The sequence below is a fragment of the Bacillus sp. P4_D3 genome (assembly GCF_056401855.1).
This window is the reverse complement of sequence record NZ_JBFUIN010000018.1, coordinates 1-20,181: the sequence shown is the minus strand read 5'-3', so window position 1 is coordinate 20,181 and position 20,181 is coordinate 1. Positions and strand designations below refer to the sequence as shown.

General features: G+C 32.5%; 20 protein-coding genes and 3 pseudogenes. 5 read left to right on the top strand and 18 right to left on the bottom strand.

The window, feature by feature from the left end:
• Positions 1–18: 18 nt before the first annotated feature.
• Complete coding sequence (sdaAB, locus tag AC1DTM_RS05675; RefSeq protein WP_088073918.1) at positions 19–717, bottom strand: L-serine ammonia-lyase, iron-sulfur-dependent subunit beta; 699 nt, start codon at positions 715–717, stop codon at positions 19–21.
• A gap of 914 nt (positions 718–1,631) precedes the next feature.
• Between sdaAB and AC1DTM_RS05670 the strand changes: the two genes are divergently transcribed.
• The 4 genes and pseudogenes from AC1DTM_RS05670 to AC1DTM_RS05655 all read left to right on the top strand — a co-directional run bounded on the left by AC1DTM_RS05670 (position 1,632) and on the right by AC1DTM_RS05655 (position 3,554).
• Positions 1,632–1,832, top strand: a complete 201-nt coding sequence (locus tag AC1DTM_RS05670; RefSeq protein WP_016103671.1) for a helix-turn-helix transcriptional regulator — start codon at positions 1,632–1,634, stop codon at positions 1,830–1,832.
• Positions 1,833–1,837: 5 nt separating this feature from the next.
• Complete coding sequence (locus AC1DTM_RS05665; RefSeq protein WP_016103670.1) at positions 1,838–2,131, top strand: hypothetical protein; 294 nt, start codon at positions 1,838–1,840, stop codon at positions 2,129–2,131.
• A 539-nt stretch (positions 2,132–2,670) separates the two neighbouring features.
• A pseudogene (locus tag AC1DTM_RS05660) lies at positions 2,671–2,814 on the top strand (IS4 family transposase); the annotation flags it as partial.
• Between the two features lie 53 nt (positions 2,815–2,867).
• Positions 2,868–3,554 (top strand): IS6 family transposase, encoded by a 687-nt coding sequence (locus tag AC1DTM_RS05655; RefSeq protein WP_002161220.1) that lies wholly within the window; start codon positions 2,868–2,870, stop codon positions 3,552–3,554.
• Positions 3,555–3,812: 258 nt separating this feature from the next.
• Here the strand turns inward: AC1DTM_RS05655 and AC1DTM_RS05650 are convergent, their stop codons facing one another.
• From AC1DTM_RS05650 to AC1DTM_RS05630, 5 genes are all read right to left on the bottom strand, one after another.
• Positions 3,813–4,094 carry a gamma-type small acid-soluble spore protein gene (locus AC1DTM_RS05650; protein ID WP_477000079.1) on the bottom strand — a complete coding sequence of 94 codons (282 nt, stop codon included), beginning with the start codon at positions 4,092–4,094 and terminating at the stop codon, positions 3,813–3,815.
• Positions 4,095–4,553: 459 nt separating this feature from the next.
• Positions 4,554–5,249 carry an ABC transporter ATP-binding protein gene (locus tag AC1DTM_RS05645; protein ID WP_016103668.1) on the bottom strand — a complete coding sequence of 232 codons (696 nt, stop codon included), beginning with the start codon at positions 5,247–5,249 and terminating at the stop codon, positions 4,554–4,556.
• A complete protein-coding gene (locus AC1DTM_RS05640; RefSeq protein ID WP_016103667.1) occupies positions 5,246–6,058 on the bottom strand; it encodes an ABC transporter permease in 813 nt (270 codons plus the stop codon). The genes AC1DTM_RS05645 and AC1DTM_RS05640 overlap by 4 nt, the downstream gene beginning before the upstream one ends.
• Positions 6,059–6,140: 82 nt before the next feature.
• The gene (locus AC1DTM_RS05635; RefSeq protein WP_016103666.1) at positions 6,141–6,647 is read right to left on the bottom strand and encodes a nitrous oxide reductase accessory protein NosL; all 507 of its coding nucleotides are present in this window, start codon (positions 6,645–6,647) and stop codon (positions 6,141–6,143) included.
• Complete coding sequence (locus tag AC1DTM_RS05630) at positions 6,647–7,924, bottom strand: right-handed parallel beta-helix repeat-containing protein (protein WP_016103665.1); 1,278 nt, start codon at positions 7,922–7,924, stop codon at positions 6,647–6,649. The genes AC1DTM_RS05635 and AC1DTM_RS05630 overlap by 1 nt, the downstream gene beginning before the upstream one ends.
• 456 nt (positions 7,925–8,380) lie before the next feature.
• Here AC1DTM_RS05630 and AC1DTM_RS05625 point away from each other — a divergent pair.
• A pseudogene (locus AC1DTM_RS05625) lies at positions 8,381–9,034 on the top strand (IS4 family transposase); the annotation flags it as partial.
• A 97-nt stretch (positions 9,035–9,131) separates the two neighbouring features.
• Here AC1DTM_RS05625 and AC1DTM_RS05620 read toward each other — a convergent pair.
• The 12 genes and pseudogenes from AC1DTM_RS05620 to AC1DTM_RS05565 all read right to left on the bottom strand — a co-directional run bounded on the left by AC1DTM_RS05620 (position 9,132) and on the right by AC1DTM_RS05565 (position 19,882).
• A complete protein-coding gene (locus AC1DTM_RS05620) occupies positions 9,132–9,821 on the bottom strand; it encodes a response regulator transcription factor (RefSeq protein WP_016103663.1) in 690 nt (229 codons plus the stop codon).
• Between the two features lie 14 nt (positions 9,822–9,835).
• Positions 9,836–10,369 carry a hypothetical protein gene (locus AC1DTM_RS05615; protein WP_016103662.1) on the bottom strand — a complete coding sequence of 178 codons (534 nt, stop codon included), beginning with the start codon at positions 10,367–10,369 and terminating at the stop codon, positions 9,836–9,838.
• 18 nt (positions 10,370–10,387) lie between these two features.
• The gene (locus AC1DTM_RS05610) at positions 10,388–10,528 is read right to left on the bottom strand and encodes a YrzO family protein (protein WP_016103661.1); all 141 of its coding nucleotides are present in this window, start codon (positions 10,526–10,528) and stop codon (positions 10,388–10,390) included.
• Positions 10,529–10,746: 218 nt separating this feature from the next.
• Positions 10,747–11,163, bottom strand: a complete 417-nt coding sequence (locus AC1DTM_RS05605; protein ID WP_033714594.1) for a hypothetical protein — start codon at positions 11,161–11,163, stop codon at positions 10,747–10,749.
• A gap of 181 nt (positions 11,164–11,344) precedes the next feature.
• Complete coding sequence (locus AC1DTM_RS05600) at positions 11,345–12,010, bottom strand: YkyA family protein (RefSeq protein WP_016103660.1); 666 nt, start codon at positions 12,008–12,010, stop codon at positions 11,345–11,347.
• A gap of 17 nt (positions 12,011–12,027) precedes the next feature.
• Entirely contained in the window at positions 12,028–12,840 is an 813-nt protein-coding gene (locus tag AC1DTM_RS05595; protein ID WP_088099332.1) for a peptidoglycan-N-acetylglucosamine deacetylase, read from the bottom strand.
• A 733-nt stretch (positions 12,841–13,573) separates the two neighbouring features.
• Positions 13,574–14,707 (bottom strand): alanine dehydrogenase, encoded by a 1,134-nt coding sequence (gene ald, locus AC1DTM_RS05590; RefSeq protein WP_016103658.1) that lies wholly within the window; start codon positions 14,705–14,707, stop codon positions 13,574–13,576.
• 129 nt (positions 14,708–14,836) lie between these two features.
• Entirely contained in the window at positions 14,837–16,060 is a 1,224-nt protein-coding gene (locus tag AC1DTM_RS05585) for a PucR family transcriptional regulator (RefSeq protein ID WP_477000078.1), read from the bottom strand.
• Positions 16,061–16,345: 285 nt separating this feature from the next.
• Positions 16,346–16,630: pseudogene (locus tag AC1DTM_RS05580) on the bottom strand (hypothetical protein); the annotation flags it as partial.
• 756 nt (positions 16,631–17,386) lie between these two features.
• Complete coding sequence (locus AC1DTM_RS05575; RefSeq protein ID WP_088099330.1) at positions 17,387–18,529, bottom strand: MFS transporter; 1,143 nt, start codon at positions 18,527–18,529, stop codon at positions 17,387–17,389.
• Between the two features lie 62 nt (positions 18,530–18,591).
• On the bottom strand, positions 18,592–19,188 hold the full coding sequence (locus AC1DTM_RS05570; RefSeq protein ID WP_002114952.1) for a TetR/AcrR family transcriptional regulator: 597 nt from the start codon (positions 19,186–19,188) through the stop codon (positions 18,592–18,594).
• 439 nt (positions 19,189–19,627) lie between these two features.
• Positions 19,628–19,882 carry a SunI/YnzG family protein gene (locus AC1DTM_RS05565; protein ID WP_016103654.1) on the bottom strand — a complete coding sequence of 85 codons (255 nt, stop codon included), beginning with the start codon at positions 19,880–19,882 and terminating at the stop codon, positions 19,628–19,630.
• Positions 19,883–20,181: the final 299 nt, after the last annotated feature.

The following is a 20,181-nucleotide window of genomic DNA, read 5'->3' as shown; positions in this document are numbered from 1 at the left end:
TTTCACCCCTTAAAGTAACTAAAGAATAATGATATTAGCTATATTGCTTAAATTTCCTAATTCCTTTTGAACATAACCAGGCAATAGCGAATCCAAAGCGAATGCATATAAATATTTTCTGTTTTCTTCTAAACTATGAAAGTTGTTAATTTCCACATCATATTGTTTAAAGATCCTGCGTAAGACAAATTCAAAGTCAGCTCTTTCGGAAATCGCAATAATAACTGGCAATGGCCCCTGCAGATCTAAGCTAAATCCGTCAATTTCAACATGTTTGACTTCAATTAATCCACCGCCGACCGAAATACCCATCGTTCTAATACTTCGGCTTTCATCCTCTAAATATACATCTGCCGTATTTGGATGACCAGCAGGACTATCACCCACTTTTTCAATAAAGGTAATGTCAATTCCTTTAGATTCTGCTATTTTAATAGCATCTGGCACTTTGCTGTCATCGGCAGCAAATCCTAATATCCCAGCAATAATTGCAAAATCAGTTCCGTGTCCTTTATGGGTTTCAGCAAATGATTCATAATACCTTACCACGACTTTTTTTGGAAGACCTTGAAATAATTTATTGGCAACTGTCCCAATAGCCAAAGCACCTGCAGTATGTGAACTTGAAGGACCTATCATTACCGGCCCAATCACATCAAAACAACTTTTGTATTTAACAACCTTTTTTTCTTTAATAGATGCTACATTCATGTTCATATAAGCACCCCCATAATTTATTATTTTTAATTGCAGTTGAATCTGAGATATTTGAATGACCAATTCAAAATAAGATCAAGTTGATAACGCTTTCATATTTCGTGTTAATAAATTTCCCTTCTGATCACACACCTTTCTTAGAGTAATCATATCAGTATGTCCAATTTTAGAAGGTTACTTGCAAGGTCTTTAAAATTTTTGCACCAGAACTAGGTTTGATATTTTCTCTAGAGGTAATAGATTATCTCTCGACGCCCTCATTATAACTTGTATATTTATGAGTCTAATATTTTTTTATTTTTAGAAAGATTGAATAAACAGAATCTTGAATGGATAATAAATTACACTTGGCATGTAGCAATTGTGTCCATTGTTTGAAGCTGTATTAGTTAGTAGAAAAGCAAAAATAACACAGAGTTCCTTTCATTAACACATTGATTATATTGGAAAATCATTATAAAGATACCTATACTTTCCTTTGTTGAAACATCTTATTTTAGACGTGAAAGCTGTTGCAATAAATGATTAATGTAGATGGAAAGGAATAAATTAATGAAATATAAAATCATATTCGGATATTAATAATACATTTTGCATTTATATACATTTTCAGAAAAAAGGAACTTCTTTTCGGGGTAGAACCACATCGCTATCAAGCTAAGAATTTTGACTATCCCTAATAAAAACCTAATGTCTTCATGAATTTCTTGAAAATTTCAAATCTAACTGTACCTTTGAAATAAAGTCGTACTGTTTAAAAAAAAGATGTACCGTTTTAAAGAAAGTTGCACCGCTTTATCCCTTTGTATAAAGGGATATTTTTTGTGTGTATGTTTAATTACAAAAAACATTTTGTCAAAAATACTTTACTAATTGTAAGAAATAAATTACAATCTTTTCAAGAGGTGTTGCTATTGTTACATAATAAAATTGTAGTTTGTCGAGCAGAAAAAGGTTGGACTCAAGAAGAACTGGCAAAAAGAGTGGGGATTAGTCGTCAAACTATCGCTACTCTTGAAAAAAATAAATATAATCCTTCTCTAATTCTTGCTTTTAAAATTGCAAATATATTTGAAAAGTCAATAACTGACGTGTTCGATTATCAGGAGGAGTGAGACATATGTTGTGGTTAAAATCTTTATTTTTAGTTTTAATATTCATCAGTCAGATGTATGTAATAAAATTCCAATCAAGTGATGAAGCAAAAGACGAAAGAGGGAGAGAAATCCAATATAAAACAAATAATGTGTTGTATAACATCCTATCTTTAGGTATCATTGCTATTATTATTTTTCAATCGATAGATATTGTTCCTTCAGAATTTCTACCTGATTTATTGTTATATTTTGTGCTTTCATTAAGTGTGCTAGGCAGTATTTTTATATTTATCAACAGGAACAGGAAAAATTACTAATATGAGTTAGGCTTTTTATCTTGTTCTGTTAGGCGATTGAACAAAATATTTCTTTTAAAAAGTGAAATTTATATGCTAATCATGAAGGGATATAGTTAAACAAACAGCTGAGTTTATTTAAGTAGGCCACATAAAATGATCAATCTTTTTTATAAAAAATTAAGGAATCCAAAATTAAAACCCACACATTTTGATTAAACTTTTTCAAAGTGTGTGGGTTTCTTCTATTTATATAATCAATACTTGCAGCAATACTTTGATCAAACTTCAATTCAAACCAATACTAACTACCTTAAAGTCATCGTTTTATCAAAAATTGAAAAGTTTATTACAAGTGGACCGAAAAATAAAGAATCCTTGCGGTACTTCTAGTGTATCTCACCTAACCGAATTATAAATACGCCGTAGTAATGGTACTATTGCTTCTTATCGGGGTAGCACCACACATCGCTATCAAGCTAACAAAACAAAATACCCCCTAAAATGAAAAAAATAGGCTATTCTTTCTGTACAATCATAGGAAAGGATGGCGTTTTTGTATGTCTATTTCTGTATCTGATGAATTACAACTATTTGCTCAAGAAATTCAAAACTTCTTATCTCCAAAATTCTTACGAGATCTTGCTAGAGATGTTGGTTTTGTACAACGAACCAGTAAGTACCAAGCAAAAGGTTCTGTTGCAAAGTTTTCTAAATGAAGCTACACTCTAGAAAAAAGGAACGAGGAGAACCACAAATGCTATATTTAAAAGGAAAACAGTTCAAAAAAGATATTATTTTGGTAGCCGTCGGCTACTATTGCCGTTTTGCTTTAAGCTATCGTGATGTCTCTGAAATTCTGAAAGAACGTGGTGTTTCGGTTCATCCCACAACCATTATGCGTTGGGTTCATGAGTATGGGAACTTGATTTATCAAATTTGGAAGAAGAAAACGAAAAACACCCATTTGTCTTGGAAACTAGATGAAACCTATATAAAAGTCAAAGGGAAATGGTGTTATTTATATCGTGCGATTGATATAGAAGGGCACACATTGGATATTCAACTTCGTAAAAAGCGAGATCATCCGGCCGCTTATGCTTTTATGAAAAGACTAGTGAAAATGTTTGGAGAACCAACGGTTCTCACTACAGATAAGGCGCCCGCATTACTTTGTGCGCTTAAGAAATTACGGAAAAAAGGCCTCTGTAAACACACTACGCATTGTACAATTAAATACCTGAACAATCTTATAGAACAGGATCATCGACAGGTGAATCGTTGTTTTGCCAAATCCGCAGGATTTCAAAGTATTCGTTATGCTTCACGTACGATAAAAGGAATCGAAACCGTTCATACACTATACAAACAAAGGCGAAGTCTTCAAACAGACTCCGCCTTTTCGGTATATCATGAATTACAGCAATTACTAGTAGCCTCATAATATTTCCTCATATATTCATGCCTCTGTTTATCTCTTGAGAAACTTTGCAACAGAACCGAATTTGTTATCTGATCCAAAACCTAAGTCAATTTTATTTAAATCCTCATCATACCCAAATAAAAAATCTTTCCTTTTCCTCTTTTATTATTAGTGTTGACACATAAAAAGAGATTCAGACACAAAAATAGGCTGTGGAGAAGACTTTCTYCACAGCCTGAGAAAACACTTCTCTTAAGATAGAGAAGTGTTTTTCCTTCATTATTGATTAGAGCTARAAGATTGTGATTTTTTTGCAGCTGMTTGYGCATTTTGTTTTTTCACTGCATGCACATCCGWTTCAGTTGCAAATTCTGTACCATAACTAGCATTTGCACTTTGTGCACCTGAAGCTTGTGCTTTCTTTGCCTCTGCTTGTGCATTCGCTTGTTTTACTGCTTGTACATTTGTTTCAGTTGCGAATTCTGTACCATAGCTAGCATTTGTGCTTTGGATGCTAGCACCAGAAGTAGCCTTATTGTAACCTTGTTGTTTTTTGTTCATCTTTCTCACCTCCACAAYCAATAATGTAACCAATCCATTTAAAAGTTATCCTTAATTTTATTTTTAAACTTCCGCACATTATTTCAATATTCATTCAAACTACATATTATGGAGATGAAAGTATGTACATAGGACGAGATATGACTGAACTAACCATGCTTTTAAGAAATGAATGGAAAGAAGACGAAATAACTTTTTTTCAAAATATCCTTTACAAAGGGTACAGATTATGTGTGGCGTTATCCCTATTTTAGGACACAAAGTTCCCAACTTACTTTTAAAAAGTTTAGACTTTTTCGTCTCTTTATCGAGACAAGAAAGTACCTACAAAATTTGAATACTTTTTTCAGTTGCAATTAAAAACAAAATTAAACGTAAAAAATCCCCTAGATATATATGCAGTAATAGCATAAAAAACAARACAGCTACTATTCTTAAAGTAGCTGTTTCCTAATTTATTCATCTTCTATGCATTTGTAGTAAAGATATTGTTAAATTTTCTAAATCTCCATCATTTTTTATTTCCTGTATGACTTTTCCTTCTTTCATAAAGAGTATCCGATCACCAATTTCAGCAGCTACATCCATCATATGAGTGGAAAAAATAATCATTGTACCATTTCTTTTTAATGTCTTTAATATTGTTAAAAACTCATCTACCCAATACGGATCTAGCCCATTTGTCGGTTCGTCTAGTATCAAAATTTTAGGGTTTCCAAGACACGCCTGCCCAAATAAAAGTCTCTGTCTCATCCCTTTAGATAATCTATGCAAGCGTTCATTTTGTTTCTCATTTAATCCTATTGTTTTAATAATGGCTAGTACTTTTTCTTTTCCTATATTTCGAAAGGCGGCATAAAACAATAAAAATTCTTGAACTGTCATATCTTGCTGTGCATGAAAATCATCTGGCATATAACCTATTTCACTCACATACTGTTTTCTATCTTTCTGTAATTCTATATTACCTAATTGAACGCTACCAGTTGTAGGAGTTGTAATTCCAGCTATTATATCAAGGAGCGTACTTTTCCCCGCTCCATTCCCACCACATAATACGATACACTCTCCTTCTTTACTTTGAAATGAAATTGGAGATAATGCTATTTTCTTTTTATATCGTTTACATACTTGGTTAAGATTTAATACTGTCATTTTTTTCTTCTCCTCTCCATTTGCCAGCTCGCCACAAACAAGAACACGGTTGTATAGGTAATACAGTATATTAATAGAACCCAAATAACAGCTTTACTTTGAAAAAATATTACCAGTTGATCATATACTTGTCCAAATATGGCTCCACCACCTAATTGAATTACAAATATAATTCGAAGGAATTCAGCTGGGTTACAAAACAATAACATTTTTATTAGTGGTGCAATCATTGTATATGGAACAAAATTAAGGACACTAATCAAAGCCGTTGGCCACATCATAATAAGAAGGAACCAAACTACAATACTTATCGCTAAAGCTTGCCACCTTGTTATAGAAAAAGAACCGATTGTTATTCCCAGTAATAAAAATAAAAAGATTAGTAAAACAGAGAAGATATACGTTGCTATTACCCAAAACATATCAAAATTACTACCGCTTAATAATCCGATTATTATACTTACACTAAAACTCATTGAAAAAATAGCTGTTTGCGCTATAAATTGCCCAATTGTTTTACCTATTACATATGAAGTGCTCTTTAAAGGATACGTACATAAAAGTCTCCATTTTCCATTTTCTACCTCACCTGCAATAGAAAATGCCCCTATAATTAACATAAGTAATGGCACGATAAATAAAATAAGGTTTACCATTGTCCCAGTTACATTTGTATACCCTGCTAACGCCTGAGTATTTCTTTCCATAACAAATATTAAAGAAAACATAGTTATCCAAAGAAACAAAAACGTGTATGCAAATTTACCTCTTACTGCGCTACGCCATTCTGAATATAATATATTCCACATGCCTACTCACCTCTCTATCGAAAAAGACAACCATAGTTGGTTGTCTTTTTCGAACTATTTTGTTCATAGTAATAGTCTCTTCTTAATGAGAATGTCCACTACCATGATCTTTCTTGTCTTTTCCCATCATATCTTTATTCATTTCCCATTTATGGTCTGCTAGTTCTTTATAAGAAAGGATTTTCCCAGTATGCTTTTCTATAAAGCTATCTGCGTCTTTCTTCTCTTTAAAAGAAATTACATTATAAGCCATTGGCGTCTTAATTGATTTGTCAAATACATATGTAGCTTTATCCACTGCAACCCAATCTTTTGTATTGTAATCTCTTACAAAATTCTCTTGTGTTTTTTCATTTTTATGTTCATCCATCCATTTATACATACAACCAATATCATCAAATTTTAAAGCTTTTCCATTTTCTAAAATAACCTCAGTTGCAAATTGATTATCCATTACTGCCATATTACAAACATCACACTTATCATTTTTTTCATTAATAGCAACTGGCTTAGTTTCTTTCTTGCCACACCCTACTACGGCAAATACAAAACATAAACAAATAGAAAATAACAAATACTTTACTCTCATCAATTTTTCCTCCCTAAAAAGAACAATATACTTCCCATTAGTAACATGCTTACACTCACACCAAAAATGTTTGGCTGAAATCCCATTCCCTTACTTTTTTGCGGAACAATTATGGGACTCATACTAGGCTCTTTGTCTAGCAATAAAGATTGATCTGGAATTTTTATGAAACTTTGTAAAATACGCATCCCTGGTGATTGAAAGAACAACTGATATTCTGGAATATCTTGTGTTAATAGGAGAAAATAGGCATCTGCTTTGTATGGAATATTACTAGTACCTGAACCGTCTGTATCTACTTTTAAAGAAGCGTCCCAATAATTTTTATAGATATTGTTTTCCCTACTTTGTGTAGCTTGCGATTCATTAACATTTCCCATCATTACATTTTGAGTAAATTCATTTGCACTGGCATCTTTAAATTGTAAACCTATAAAATTATTAGAAATTGAGTTACCCATAATAGTGTTGTGATTTGCCTTTTCTACATAAACCCCTACTCTATTATTAGCAATTTCATTTTTTAAAACTTTTGTTTTTGTCGCATCATATAGTAATAAGCCTTGTGCATGAACATTACTTTTATTGTCAATAAAGTGATTTCCTACTACAGATGTTTCCTTTGTCCCCATAATCATAGCACCCGTTGTATTTTCTTCTGATATATTATTTTCAACAACCGTTTTATCAGAATACATAAGATGAATGCCATAACGAGACTGCCAGATTGTATTATCTTTTATTGTATTCTTGTCGCTTTGTTCTAAATAAATACCATCACGGACATTTTGTATTTTGATGTTCTCAATAAGATTGCGATTGGATTTCCATAAATCAATTCCATTGGCACTTCCTTTTCCCGTGATTATACTGTTCTCAATCTTTATATTTTTGGCAGCTTCTAACTTAATCCCCATGTTTGACGTGCGAACTTCCAATCCACTCAAATGATGTTTTTCTCCCAATACAAATATCGCTGACTGATCTTTATTTTCATTACATTGTTCAATTTTCAAATCTTTAAGGGTAATACCTTCCCCTTTTATCGTAATAATAGGAGCTTTACCACAGGAAATAATCTTTGTATTCTTGCCCCCTTTTAATGTAATCGGCTTTGATATTTCTATAGTTTCGTTATAAGTCCCACTTTCTAATTTAATGGTTTCATGTGGAGAAGCCGAGTCAATTTTTGATTGTATTGTAGACTCAGCATAACTACTAATTTTCGGGAAACATAATACTAAAAATAAAAGAAGAGAAAAACAAATTTTTTTCATATACAGTTCCCTTCTCTCAAAGCTATTAGTTATTACTATAGAAGAGAATACCAAGTATTTGTGTGAAATTTGTGAAAAATAAGCGTGTTTTTTGTGATACATATAAAGTTATTACCTAGAGAAAAGTATGTCCAAGTTTGATAGACCATTTTCATATACTTCAAAGCTTTTGCACCAGAACCAAAGAAAAAGGCATCCTTCCGGATGCCTTTCCACAGTTTTTAGGTTTACACATTTTGTAAATTTGATAGGACGTTAGGTTCGAATCTAACGATTAAAGAAAAAATCTGAGCAGTTCTATTACATTATATGCTAATCTGGACTAGTAATTCTATGCAATTTTACATATTAGGGGTCACAACACATCGCTATCAAGCTAACAAAACAAAATTCCCCTAAAATAAAAAAATACGCTATTCTTTCTGTAGAATCATAGGAAAGGATGGCGTGTTTGATATGAACTTATCGATTTTTGATGAATTAGAATTGTTTTCTAAAGAGTTGCAACGATATATGTCACCTGATGCTTTAGAGCAATTAGCTAGAAATGTAGGATTTGTGAAACGAAAAAGTAAATACCGTGCACAAGATTTAGTGGCTCTATGTATTTGGTTWAGCCAAAACATAGCTCATACTTCATTGACACAATTATGTAGTCGATTAGAAGCTAACACAGGCATTTCTATGAGTCCAGAAGGACTCAATCAACGTTTTAATTCTCAGACTGTTCAGTTTTTACAACAACTCTTAGCACATTTACTTCATCAACAATTTTGTTCTTCTAGCAAGATTTCAACTTTGTATACAAACTATTTCTGACGTATTCGTGTATTTGATTCTACACATTTTCAGATTCCGGATAAATTCACTTCTACATATCAAGGTTCAGGTGGTAGTGGTCAAAATGCTGGGGTGAAAATTCAACTAGAGTATGATTTACTAAGTGGTCAGTTCCTACATGTTCATGTAGGATCAGGAAAGCACAATGATAAAACTTATGCTGCTACTTATTTAACGTCTCTTCAACCGAACGATGTATGTATACGTGATTTAGGATACTTCGACTTAAAAGACTTACATACTATAGAAGAGTGTAATGCTTATTTTATCTTTGCATCAGAACCATAAATAAACATTGAAAAAACTACTTCAAATAAAATAAGCATAAGAACTATAACAGTCATAAAATACAAGCTAATCTTACACTTTATCTTACGCCTCCTGTCCACACATACCCTTTTCCCCATACTGTTTGGAGAAACTGAGGTCCAGATGGATTAGGTTCTATTTTTTCACGTAAACGCCTTATATTCACATTTATTACTTTGGTTTCAAGTACATAATTCACACCCCATATTTCATTTAAAAGTTCATAACGTGAAATTGGCTTGCCCTTATTTTTCATTAAATACCGTAAAATAATAAACTCTGTTGGAGTTAAATCAATTGCCGCCCCCTCCCTATATAATTTTTCTTGCTGAAGATTTAATCGAAATGGTTCCGAATGAATCGATTTTATATTTTCTTTGCTTCCTTTTACTCTTCTTAGTAATGATTGTACACGTGCTGTTAATACGATTGGAGCAGTTGATTTTTCCATATAATCATCTGCTCCAATTATTAAAGCTTGTACCTTATCCCTATCTTGAACACATTCCGTTAACATAATAATACCGATTTTTTTATTGTTTTCTCGTATACTTTTACATACCTGAAAACCGTCTATTTCAGGTAACATCACATCAATTAATATAAGATCAACATTGTGTTTATCTAAAAGTTCGAGAGCTGTTACTCCAGTAGCTGCTGCTAACACATTGAAACCAGCATGCTTTATATTTAATACAATAAAATTACGAATCGTTATTTCATCTTCTAATACTAAAATAGTCGTCATACATCGCTTCTCCTCTACTCATGATGATATTCAGCTATAGGCTTAATATAGGATTTGGGCTTTTGGTATTTTAATTGTTTTGGCACTGCATACCACATGTAAATTTGTTTGACTGCTGCTTCATAATTTTTCGCCTTTGGCCATACCTTTGCATCAAAGGTGTGAACTTCAAGCCACTTTTCGTCTGTATCAGTATAAAGAAAATGCTGAGTATTCTTGGAATCCGCTTGAATTGTAATTTCTCCAACTAGCTTTTTAGGAATTGTAATAAAATATCCTTGCTCTATATTTACATATCTCTCTTCTTTAGGCTGAAATTCAGCATTTCCCTTCCACTGTACATATTGTTCAAACAATAGGTTTTCAGCATATGGATGTTCTTTCCATCCGTTCGGATGAACAGAAATGAGAAACTCAATTATTCCATCACCATTCACATCTTGACTCTCTAACAAAAATTCATTCATAAATGGATTTGTTTCATCTGAAATGTTGACAAGTCCACTTATGAATGAATTAATGTGTCTAATTTTTTGGGGGCACTTCAATGCCCGGTCGTCTTTTCATTATATTTTTCTTTCATGCAATTCTTTTAAAAGCTGTATCATTTCAGCTTGTTGTTTTATCTGCTTATGACCATTTTGATTAATCGCTGCAAGTTCACATGCAATTCCAATGGCAAAGAAAAACAATAAACTTTCTAACATATAAAATCCTCCAAATGTATTGTCTACTAGACAGCTTGGCGTAACTGTTCCTCTTGTAAAACCTGTATATTCTTATTTTTTCTCTACGCTGACAATATAATAAACACATACAGTTGTATCACTTACAGTAACCATTAATATTCCGTCACAATCGAAAATTCCTAGTTAATTGAATTTGCATTATAACCAAATTTGAATTATTCGATTTTATCATGTATTTATCTTCTAATCCGTATTTTTTTGATCCTATATTTTCTCTTCTTATTAAGTTGGGAAATATCTTTTAACAAAAATACAATCGTAATGACAACCATTCCCAAATTAAATATAAGAGATGTTATAACAATTTCGTCAGTGGAAGGTAATAAGAAAGTGGATACAAGAAAAATAATCGTAATAAAAGAAATGCTTTGTCTCATTGGTAAGATAGAATGCCTTTTTCTTGTATTATGGTATGTCATAACGGTGCCAATAATTAATAATAAAGGAGCAGTGAAAAAGATTTCATAACATCTAACAGCACCTTTAACAACCCAAGGTAAAAATCGCATGGTTGAGGAACACATACATAGGTTGATTACTAAAGTAAATAATTGTATGAGGGATAACGTTATATTTAATTTTGTTTGTTTCATTTTATTCACCCCATCATCATTGTTATATACAAGTGTATGTATGTTGCTACAATGGAAATTTTATCAAAATCACTGTTCCCATCTCTTCTTTATTCACAACACTTACCGTGCTGTCACGTAGTTCAACAATTCCCTTAATATATATTTGCACCAGAACCTTTTAAGATACTAAAGTTGATCATTAATTTTCTTGCTTTTGCTCTTTTATTTTAATCTTCGCGTCTTTATAGAATCTTAGTTTTCCTTCATTATAATCTTTAGTATAATGATTGAACTTTGCTTTTTCTTCTAGTGTTTCTTTATTCAATGTATTAACAGCTTTAACTTTCTCACTAATCTCTTTTAGATTTATTTCTTTATCTTTTAACTTTTCATAAAGTTCTTTTTCAGTTATTAATGATTCTTTGTAGATTTTATCCATTTTTTGAAAAACTTCATAACGATTTTTGTAAACTTCTTCTACTTTTTTCGCTTGCTTTTGTAATTTTTTGTCCTCGATTTTATCTATATAATTATGAACCGATGTTGTTTCCTTTTGGGCTTTTTCTAGTACATCTTTTTCATTTTTCAACACTTTTTCACGTTCTACTACATTTGTAATAGCCTGTTCTATTTTTGGTATTACTGCCTCGTTATGCTCTTTTCCTTCCTGTACAATTTGATCGTACAATTCCTGTCCTTTTGTTTCTAACTGCTCTAATTTGTTTACATTATCAAATAAAGTTTTTTCTTGATTTGCTGCGTTCTCAAAAGCAACATATAACTCTTCCTCTGGTTGTGCTCCCAGACATCCTCCAAGAAATCCAATTGATAAAATTCCAATTAACGCTACTTTTCTATAAGTCAATGTCAATTCCTCCTATGTTACATACGTTTATCATGCATAAAGTTCAATGGGAAATGATCATCTTCATGATATGCTTCAAATTCATACCCTTTTTCTTTTAAACCTTTAATAATAGCAGGTACTGCAGCAACGGACTGCGGATGAATGTCGTGCATCAAAATAACTTCTTTTGGATCTGTCGCACCAGCCAGTACATTTTGAACAATTTTCGCTTTCGCAGTATCAATTGGTATATTATTATATTCCCAATCTAATGAATCAATTGTCCAATCCCATACTCTAAGACCATCTTCTACAACTTTATTACGAAGTTCTTCGTGTAATCCTGGCATGGAGCCATATGGTGAACGTGTTAATTTTGGAGCATGTCCAAGAATACTAGCAATTAGACCTTGATCCTCTTTCATTTCATCTACATAGCCACCTTGAGTATACAGTTTCTTATAATCGTGCGTCATACTATGCATTCCAACATAATGCCCTTCCGCTTCTTCTCGTTTTACTAAATCAGGATAAGATTTCACATTTTGACCAATTAGAAAAAATGTTGCTTTTGCATCATTTTCCTTTAATATGTCTAGTAACTGTGCCGTATACTTTCCTGGACCGTCATCAAAAGTAAGATAAGCCACTTTTCTCTCTTGACCATTAAGGCGAACAGGTACAGCTTTCTTTATTTCAGTTTCGGGTTGAGTGCTTACTAGCTGCACCGGGTTTTCTTGCTTAGCTACAGCTGTAGCTGATGAAGTAATAGATTGAAACACAAAGTAGCCAATTGCAATTGCAACAATGGTAATTACTATGCGCTTTATATTGGTGATATTTCTCATGATAGAAGTCCTTCCCTCTTAAATCCTTATATTTTAATGTTTTTATAAGGTTTTCGTTTATTTTATTACAACCCCAACAACAAATATTGGGAAGATTACAATGTACCCATTCTTCACAATAGCCCATTTAACTTCTGTTCTTGACGAGTAACTATTAATTTGATAAATAAGCTGGTTCACAAATATCAACTGCTCTTTTTTAATTCCTGGATCTATTATAATGATTGCTGTTTGTCACATCTTTTGTATTAAAACTAATAATATGTTTCTTTTAACAGATGTGATATCGATTCCAGTTAGGTTTTTTAATTGAAGTTTTTTGGTAATTCAAGAAGACTGGATAAACAGTTCATCCAATCTTCTTGAAAGAATATGGTAGTGCAATTTCTTCATCCATAGCTTCTTAAAATATGCAGCTATGGATGAAGAAATTGCTTTGAACGAGTAATGCCTGCATTTCATAGTTTCATCGCTTTATCCAAAACGAGTCACAATCCTATTGTCTGTCTCTATTTATATGAAACTCTTTATAATTTCAACCCTATGTTAACAACTGTCATAACGTCTGTTTATTCCTTTATATGTTTCCCAAGCTATAAATAATTACAATAGATGTTATCCAATAAAATGTTAGCCAATAATATGCGATAACATTCTTATTTCTTTGTCCATCGCTTTAATATATGAAAAAACACACAAACTTTATCCTTAATTAGAGTTTTATCCAAAAACTTTAATTACTTACAATTCTTTTTGCAAATGCTTCTTCTATGGCAACATACTTGTAGCCAAGTTCCTTTGCAACCACTTCACATGTAATTTCACCGTTCAACGTGTTTACTCCAAGTTTTAAAGCATCGTTTTCAAATATTGCTGTTTGTACACCCTTGTTAGCAATTTGTAGTGCGTAAGGAATTGTTACATTTGTTAAAGCAATAGTGGATGTTCTAGGAACTGCTCCTGGCATGTTCGCAACGGAATAATGAAGCACTTCATATTTTTCAAATATCGGATTATCATGTGTTGTTACATGGTCACATGTTTCCACAGCTCCACCTTGGTCGATCGCTACATCCACGATTACGGAGCCAGGCTTCATTCTTTGTACCATTTCTTCGGTGACAAGCTTAGGAGCTTTAGCACCAGGAATCAATACGGCACTAATTAAAAGATCTGCTTGTTTTACTGCTTCCGCGATATTGAACGGATTAGACATCAATGTCTTAATTTGAGTACCGAAAATGTCATCTAGTTGTCGCAGACGGTCTGCATTTAAATCAATGATTGTTACGTCGGCACCAAGACCAATGGCCATTTTCGCAGCGTTTGTACCGACGATACCTCCACCGATGATGGCAATTTTACCACGATTCACACCAGGTACTCCTGCAAGAAGAATACCTTGACCACCGTTTGACTTTTGTAGAAATTGTGCTCCTATTTGTACAGACATGCGTCCAGCTACCTCACTCATTGGTGTAAGAAGAGGGCGGGTATGGTTTACTTCTACTGTTTCGTATGCGATGGCGGTAACTCTTTTATCTTTAAGGGCCTGAGCTAAATTAGATTCGGCAGCTAAATGTAAGTATGTGAATAAAATTAAGTTTGGACGAAAGTGAATATATTCACTTTCGAGAGGCTCTTTTACTTTCATAATCATTTCTGACTGATTCCATACTTCTGCAGCACTTTCAACAATTTCAGCACCAGCATATACATAGTCTACATTTCTAAATCCACTACCAACACCTGCATTTGTTTCAACTAATACCTTATGGCCAGCTGTCACAAATGAAATAACTCCTGCAGGCGTGAGTGCGACACGATTTTCATTATTTTTTATTTCCTTTGGTACACCAATAATCATAAAATTCCCTCCCGTTACTTAATCTTTGAGCTACCATATTTAAAGTATAGAGTATTGAAAATGTCTTTTCATTGTTGAGAAAAAAGAAAAAAACAGCATCCTTTTGTGGAAATCCACAAAAGGATGCTGTTACATAAATTTTTTCAACTTGAGATCCAAGTACAGAATCATTTTTTGATTTGGATCTTTCAAATCAATCTCACTAATTTCATAAATACGCTTAAGTCTATAGCTAAGTGTATTAGCATGAATATTCAATGCCTTGGCTACCTCGCCAACATTGCTATCTTTATTTAAGTAGACTTCCAACGTTTCAATAAGATTGCAATTATGCTTATGGTCATATTCATCTAGCTTTTGCAACGCCTGATTTTCATACTCTTCATCTTTTCTTTGCTCAAGTAGAAGATCGATCAATTGATAAATCCCTAAGTTTTGGTAGCTGTGAATATTAGTTGTGTCAGAAGGGAATTTTTCTTTTATGGATAAAACCGTTAGCGTTTCTTTGTAAGCTTTACTGATTTTTTGGTAATCACTATATACGCTGCTAAATGCCGGCTTGATAGATTTGATGCCATATCGCTTTTCCATATTGTGTACAAACGTTTTGATGAAATTGTTGATTTCATGAAAAGGGCGCTTCACATTATCCAATGAAGTAAGAAGAATCAATTGATTACGATCAATTGTATAAAGTAAAACTTTCAAGTGTTGACTTGTTTTTAACAAATAAGAAATTTGTTTTTCTTTTTCATTCGTAATTCCTTGTTCAAAATGGAATACAGAGACAGTAAATAAGGATGCTGGAGTTATTTGGAGCTGATAGAAATTCTCCATAACTTCTGCGTTTACCTGCATATGATTAGTTAGCAATTTCCAAAAAAACTCTTGCGATCGTTCTTCTTTTTGGTTTTTTCGGGCTTGAAGTTGCAACAGCTTACTTTTTACGACCTCTGCGTATTTTTTTAGCAAGAGACAATCTTGCTCAGTTAAAGATTTTTCAATTTCTAAAGCCCAAATGAATCCTAAAACGTCTTCTTTGTTCCAAATAGATATCGCGACTCTATCACCGAGACCAATATCATCTATTTTTTTCACACGAATAGGATTCCGATTTTTTAATAAACCGGGAATAATTCCCTCTTTCCACAGGTTATTAATTACTTTTTCAGGTACGCGACGCCCCATAATAGTACCAATTCTCGCTGGGTCTGTCCTTTCATCATGGGTACTATATGCGAGAAGGCGATGATTTACATCCTCAATAGTAATCGGGCATTGCAAAATCTCACTAACTATATCAKCAAATTCATCCAAACTATCGAAGGTAACTCTAAAAGAATCATTTTTCATATATGTCAAGGTTCCTCCATCCTAAGTTAATATAAATTCTCGTATTCACTGTAAGAAAAATATCCTTCGTATAAATTAACAAAATGATAAAATAAATAACCTGATCCTTAACGCAAAGGAAACTGATTATAGCAACGCTGGTACTGGTCCATACAGTGAAGTATCTTACATCAAAAGTTAAACAACTATACTTTAACCCCGTTCTAAATTTAAAACGGGGTTAAAGTATTTTATTTTTTTGAATTAAATAACTTTATTATTACTTTACAGCTCGATATTAGTTACTTACCTCATGTTTATAATCTTTCCATCCTGCTCAACTTGGACATCATTTGAAGTAGATTGTAAATACTGTAGCATATTTTGTTTCTCCTGTCCTTGGGTAGGAGTGATTTGATTATTACGAATGATGTACGGATTAAATGACATTTGTTCATTTTCCCCTTTAAATTTCATTGTTAACACTCCTGTTTCTGCACTATGATTTTTCACATAATCAGGAAACAAGAAATTCCCTAGAGAATATGCAACAGGAACCTTATTATAATATTCGAATCCCTGCAACCAATGTAAGGAAGACCTATCTTTTCTACATGAGAAATCGTATCCATTAAACTACCTTGCCGGTAATCTTTTGTACGTTTAGACACAAATTACTTTTTTGCTGTACGCTAAGAGACATTTGTTCAGAAAATCTTATGTTTATAAACAGAGGATAAAAACTCAATAATTTCAACCTTTTCTAGCTATAATCATGTTCATAAAGCGTGTAAATAATTCAATGTTCAGTTGATCGGCTGTTTTAATCTTTCTGAACATATAATCCTTCTCTAAGAACGCTGTTATAGTAAGAATTTATAGTCCTTAGCGTACAATTTTCCCAGAATGATATAGTGATCCCTATTAATCAAACTGAAAAATGACGCAGAATATATATTCTACGTCATTTCATGTAAGCACTTCAAAGGATAAGGGGACCTTACACTCACATTAAAACACCAAGCTTTTGAAAAGTAAATCGCTGAGTTTCATCTGTAACCTTTTGTAACCTTAATATAGGGGGAGCACCCATGCTCATCAAGTTAAGATTTTGAAGTACCTTTAAACAAAAAAATTCACTTCTCTACAGTTAGTTAATTATAAGAGTTTATCTCATTTTTTTCGTTTTGGAGAACAAAGAATTTCTTAAGTTGATGGCGATGTGGCGATACCCCAAAGGATAATATAGCTACCGGATTGTCGACTAGATACCTAGCAAAAACTATGCATAATCAAAAATTAAATTTAGCGAAAAAGGAATAAAGATGTAAAGAAACTTTAAACCACTTAATCTGTCTTTCTCTTATGTGAATATGGTAATAATGAAATTACCCCAAGGATAGCTAAACAAGCTCCAATCCATAGCGGAGATACAAAACCATATCCTTTATTGATTCCAAGACCACCTAGTGACGAACCAATAACAATACCCAGCGTAATAAAAGAACTATGAACGGTATTTATCATTGTTCCATTACTAGCTGTTTTCATTACTCTCGCAACCATAGCCGGATTCAATGCTACACCAGTTAAACCAATAAAAATCGTAGAAATAACCGCAATGTATTTATTCTCTGCACCTAAAGCAAATAAAGACAATGCTACTATTAATATAATCAATCCGCTCACCAGTATTTTCATTGTATATTTATCAGCAAACTTGCCAATCACTATATTCCCAACTACCGTCGCGCTACCATAGAGAGCAAGTAAATATGGAATACTTGCACTTGAAAAGCCTGTGACATTTGTAAAGATAGGAGTGAAATAACTAAATGCTGCAAACGTACCACCAATAATGAACATACTTGTTACGTACGCTGCCCAAAGATGAATATTCTTAAATCGCAGAAGTTCGTCTTTCCAATTTAATTGCTCTTTATTTGAAGATGATGGTAACAACCATTGAATCATAATCCCTGATACTAGCACAAGAACAGAAACAGCCCCAAAGCTAATACGCCAGCCAAAATATTGCGAAATAACGGTTGTTATAGGTAAACCTAATACAGTTGCGAACATTAAACCTGCAAGTACAATTGATGCAGCTTTTCCCCTTGAATCAGAGTGAACCAATGTTGCAGAAAAGGAAATCGCAACTCCAAAAGCTGAAGCTGAAGCAATACCAGTTATAATACGTGAAATCATCATAATATCATAGTTCCAAGCAATAGCTCCGAGCGATTGACCAATTAAAAATACAAACATTAAAAACAATAATGCTTGTTTGCTGCGTATTCGTAAGAGGATTGAAGTTAAAATGGGGCCTCCTATTACCATTGCTCCTGCATAAGTTGAAATTAAATACCCAATAGATGATACAGAAACCTGGAATGCAAGAGCAAGTTCGTTCATCATACCTGCAACCATAAATTCTGATGTAGTCATACAAAAGATTGCTAAAGCTAATAAATAAATAATCGATGGCATAAAAACACTCCTTATCCATTATTGTAATGATTGGTACAAAAATAGTGCGAAAAAAGAGCGCACTAAGCGCCAAAAATAGACTCCATTGTTCCTTTGATAACCTGTTCAGCTAACATCCGATTTTGCATCGATACATTAAGAACACGGAATCCGTAATAACTGCTTAAAAGCAGACTAGCTAATTCCTCAGCTGATTGCTTCTTTGAAATTTCACCTGTTTGCAATCCTTCCTCCATCACTGTTTCAATAGCTTGTTTAAGAAGCTCAACATGCTTTGAGAAAATTTCTTGTACCATTAAATCGTTTTTAGCACGTTCTACACTGGCATTAATCAATAAACATCCTTTTTGATCAATGTTCTCAAAGTCTTCTTTCAATGCCCATTCAAAAAAATTACTTAATCGTTCTTTAACTGGAATTGGCGTATCTAACAATTTCTTTTGTTCCCTAATCCCAATTTCATGGTAGCGTTCTAATACTTGTTTATACAGTTCATGTTTACTACCGAAAGTATTGTATAAACTTCCTTTTCCAAGTCCTGTATCACTGCATAAATCTTGTGTAGAACACCCCTCATATCCTCTTATCCAGAATGTTTTCATTGCAACATCTACAATTGAGGAATAATTAAACTCTCTGGGTCTGCCACGATTACTCAACCTTATTCTCCTCTCATTTTAAAGATAACATTAGTAGAATACTCTTTTTTGTACCGTACGGTCAATATTTTTGTTTTATTGTTACTTTAAAATAAAATTTGATTATGTTAGATTACGAATAATTAAAAATAGCTCCCTTATTCAAATACAAGTCTTATTTGAATTAACAATTTTATCAACCTTTATTATTAATTATCAAACTTTGTTATAATGATCAATCTATTTTACAAAGCTACAACGATCGCTGTGGTTTTTCTTATTGCTCCGACTAAGACTATATTTTAAATGTTCATGGCATTGTATGTTAGATTTCAATTATAAGTTCAAATGTAAACTTTTGAATATTAGTTTACTTTCATTTTATTATAAGAAAAACAAAAGACGACTTTACATTAGTCGTCTTTTAATCTAAAAAATCTATACAAGATCAATAAAATAATTAAGCATTTATTTTATTTAAAATTGAAATCTTATTAGTAGTAAATAGTACATAATCTTCTTTTCTAGTTTTAATTAAGATCCGATCAGTTGTAGCATAAGGTGTCCCAATTCGAATTGCATCTACTTTTTCAACACCAGCATAAGTATCATCTTCAGTAACTTCAATAATTTCATTTAATGGAATACTAACTTTTGCTAATTGCCATTTAATAATTAATTCCTCTGTTGTTTTTATAACATCAATACCCAACATATTACCAAGACCTTTCCATTCTATTTTCTAAATATAATTAAATCAAATAAATAAATTTGTAATTAAATATCTTTATTGGGTATTTATGTTTAATAATGATATGAATAATAAATTATTTTTATCTATTATTCGAAAGTAAACTTTTTATTAGAAGTTTACTTTCAAATACCACAAAAAAAAGACAGCTTTAACTGAATAAGCTATCTTTTTCATTTCATCTAAGTTTCACTAATTTGTTGGTTTTAAAGACTTAAATACTAATAATAAAAAGCTAAATAAAATAAAAACTTGAGCATCTT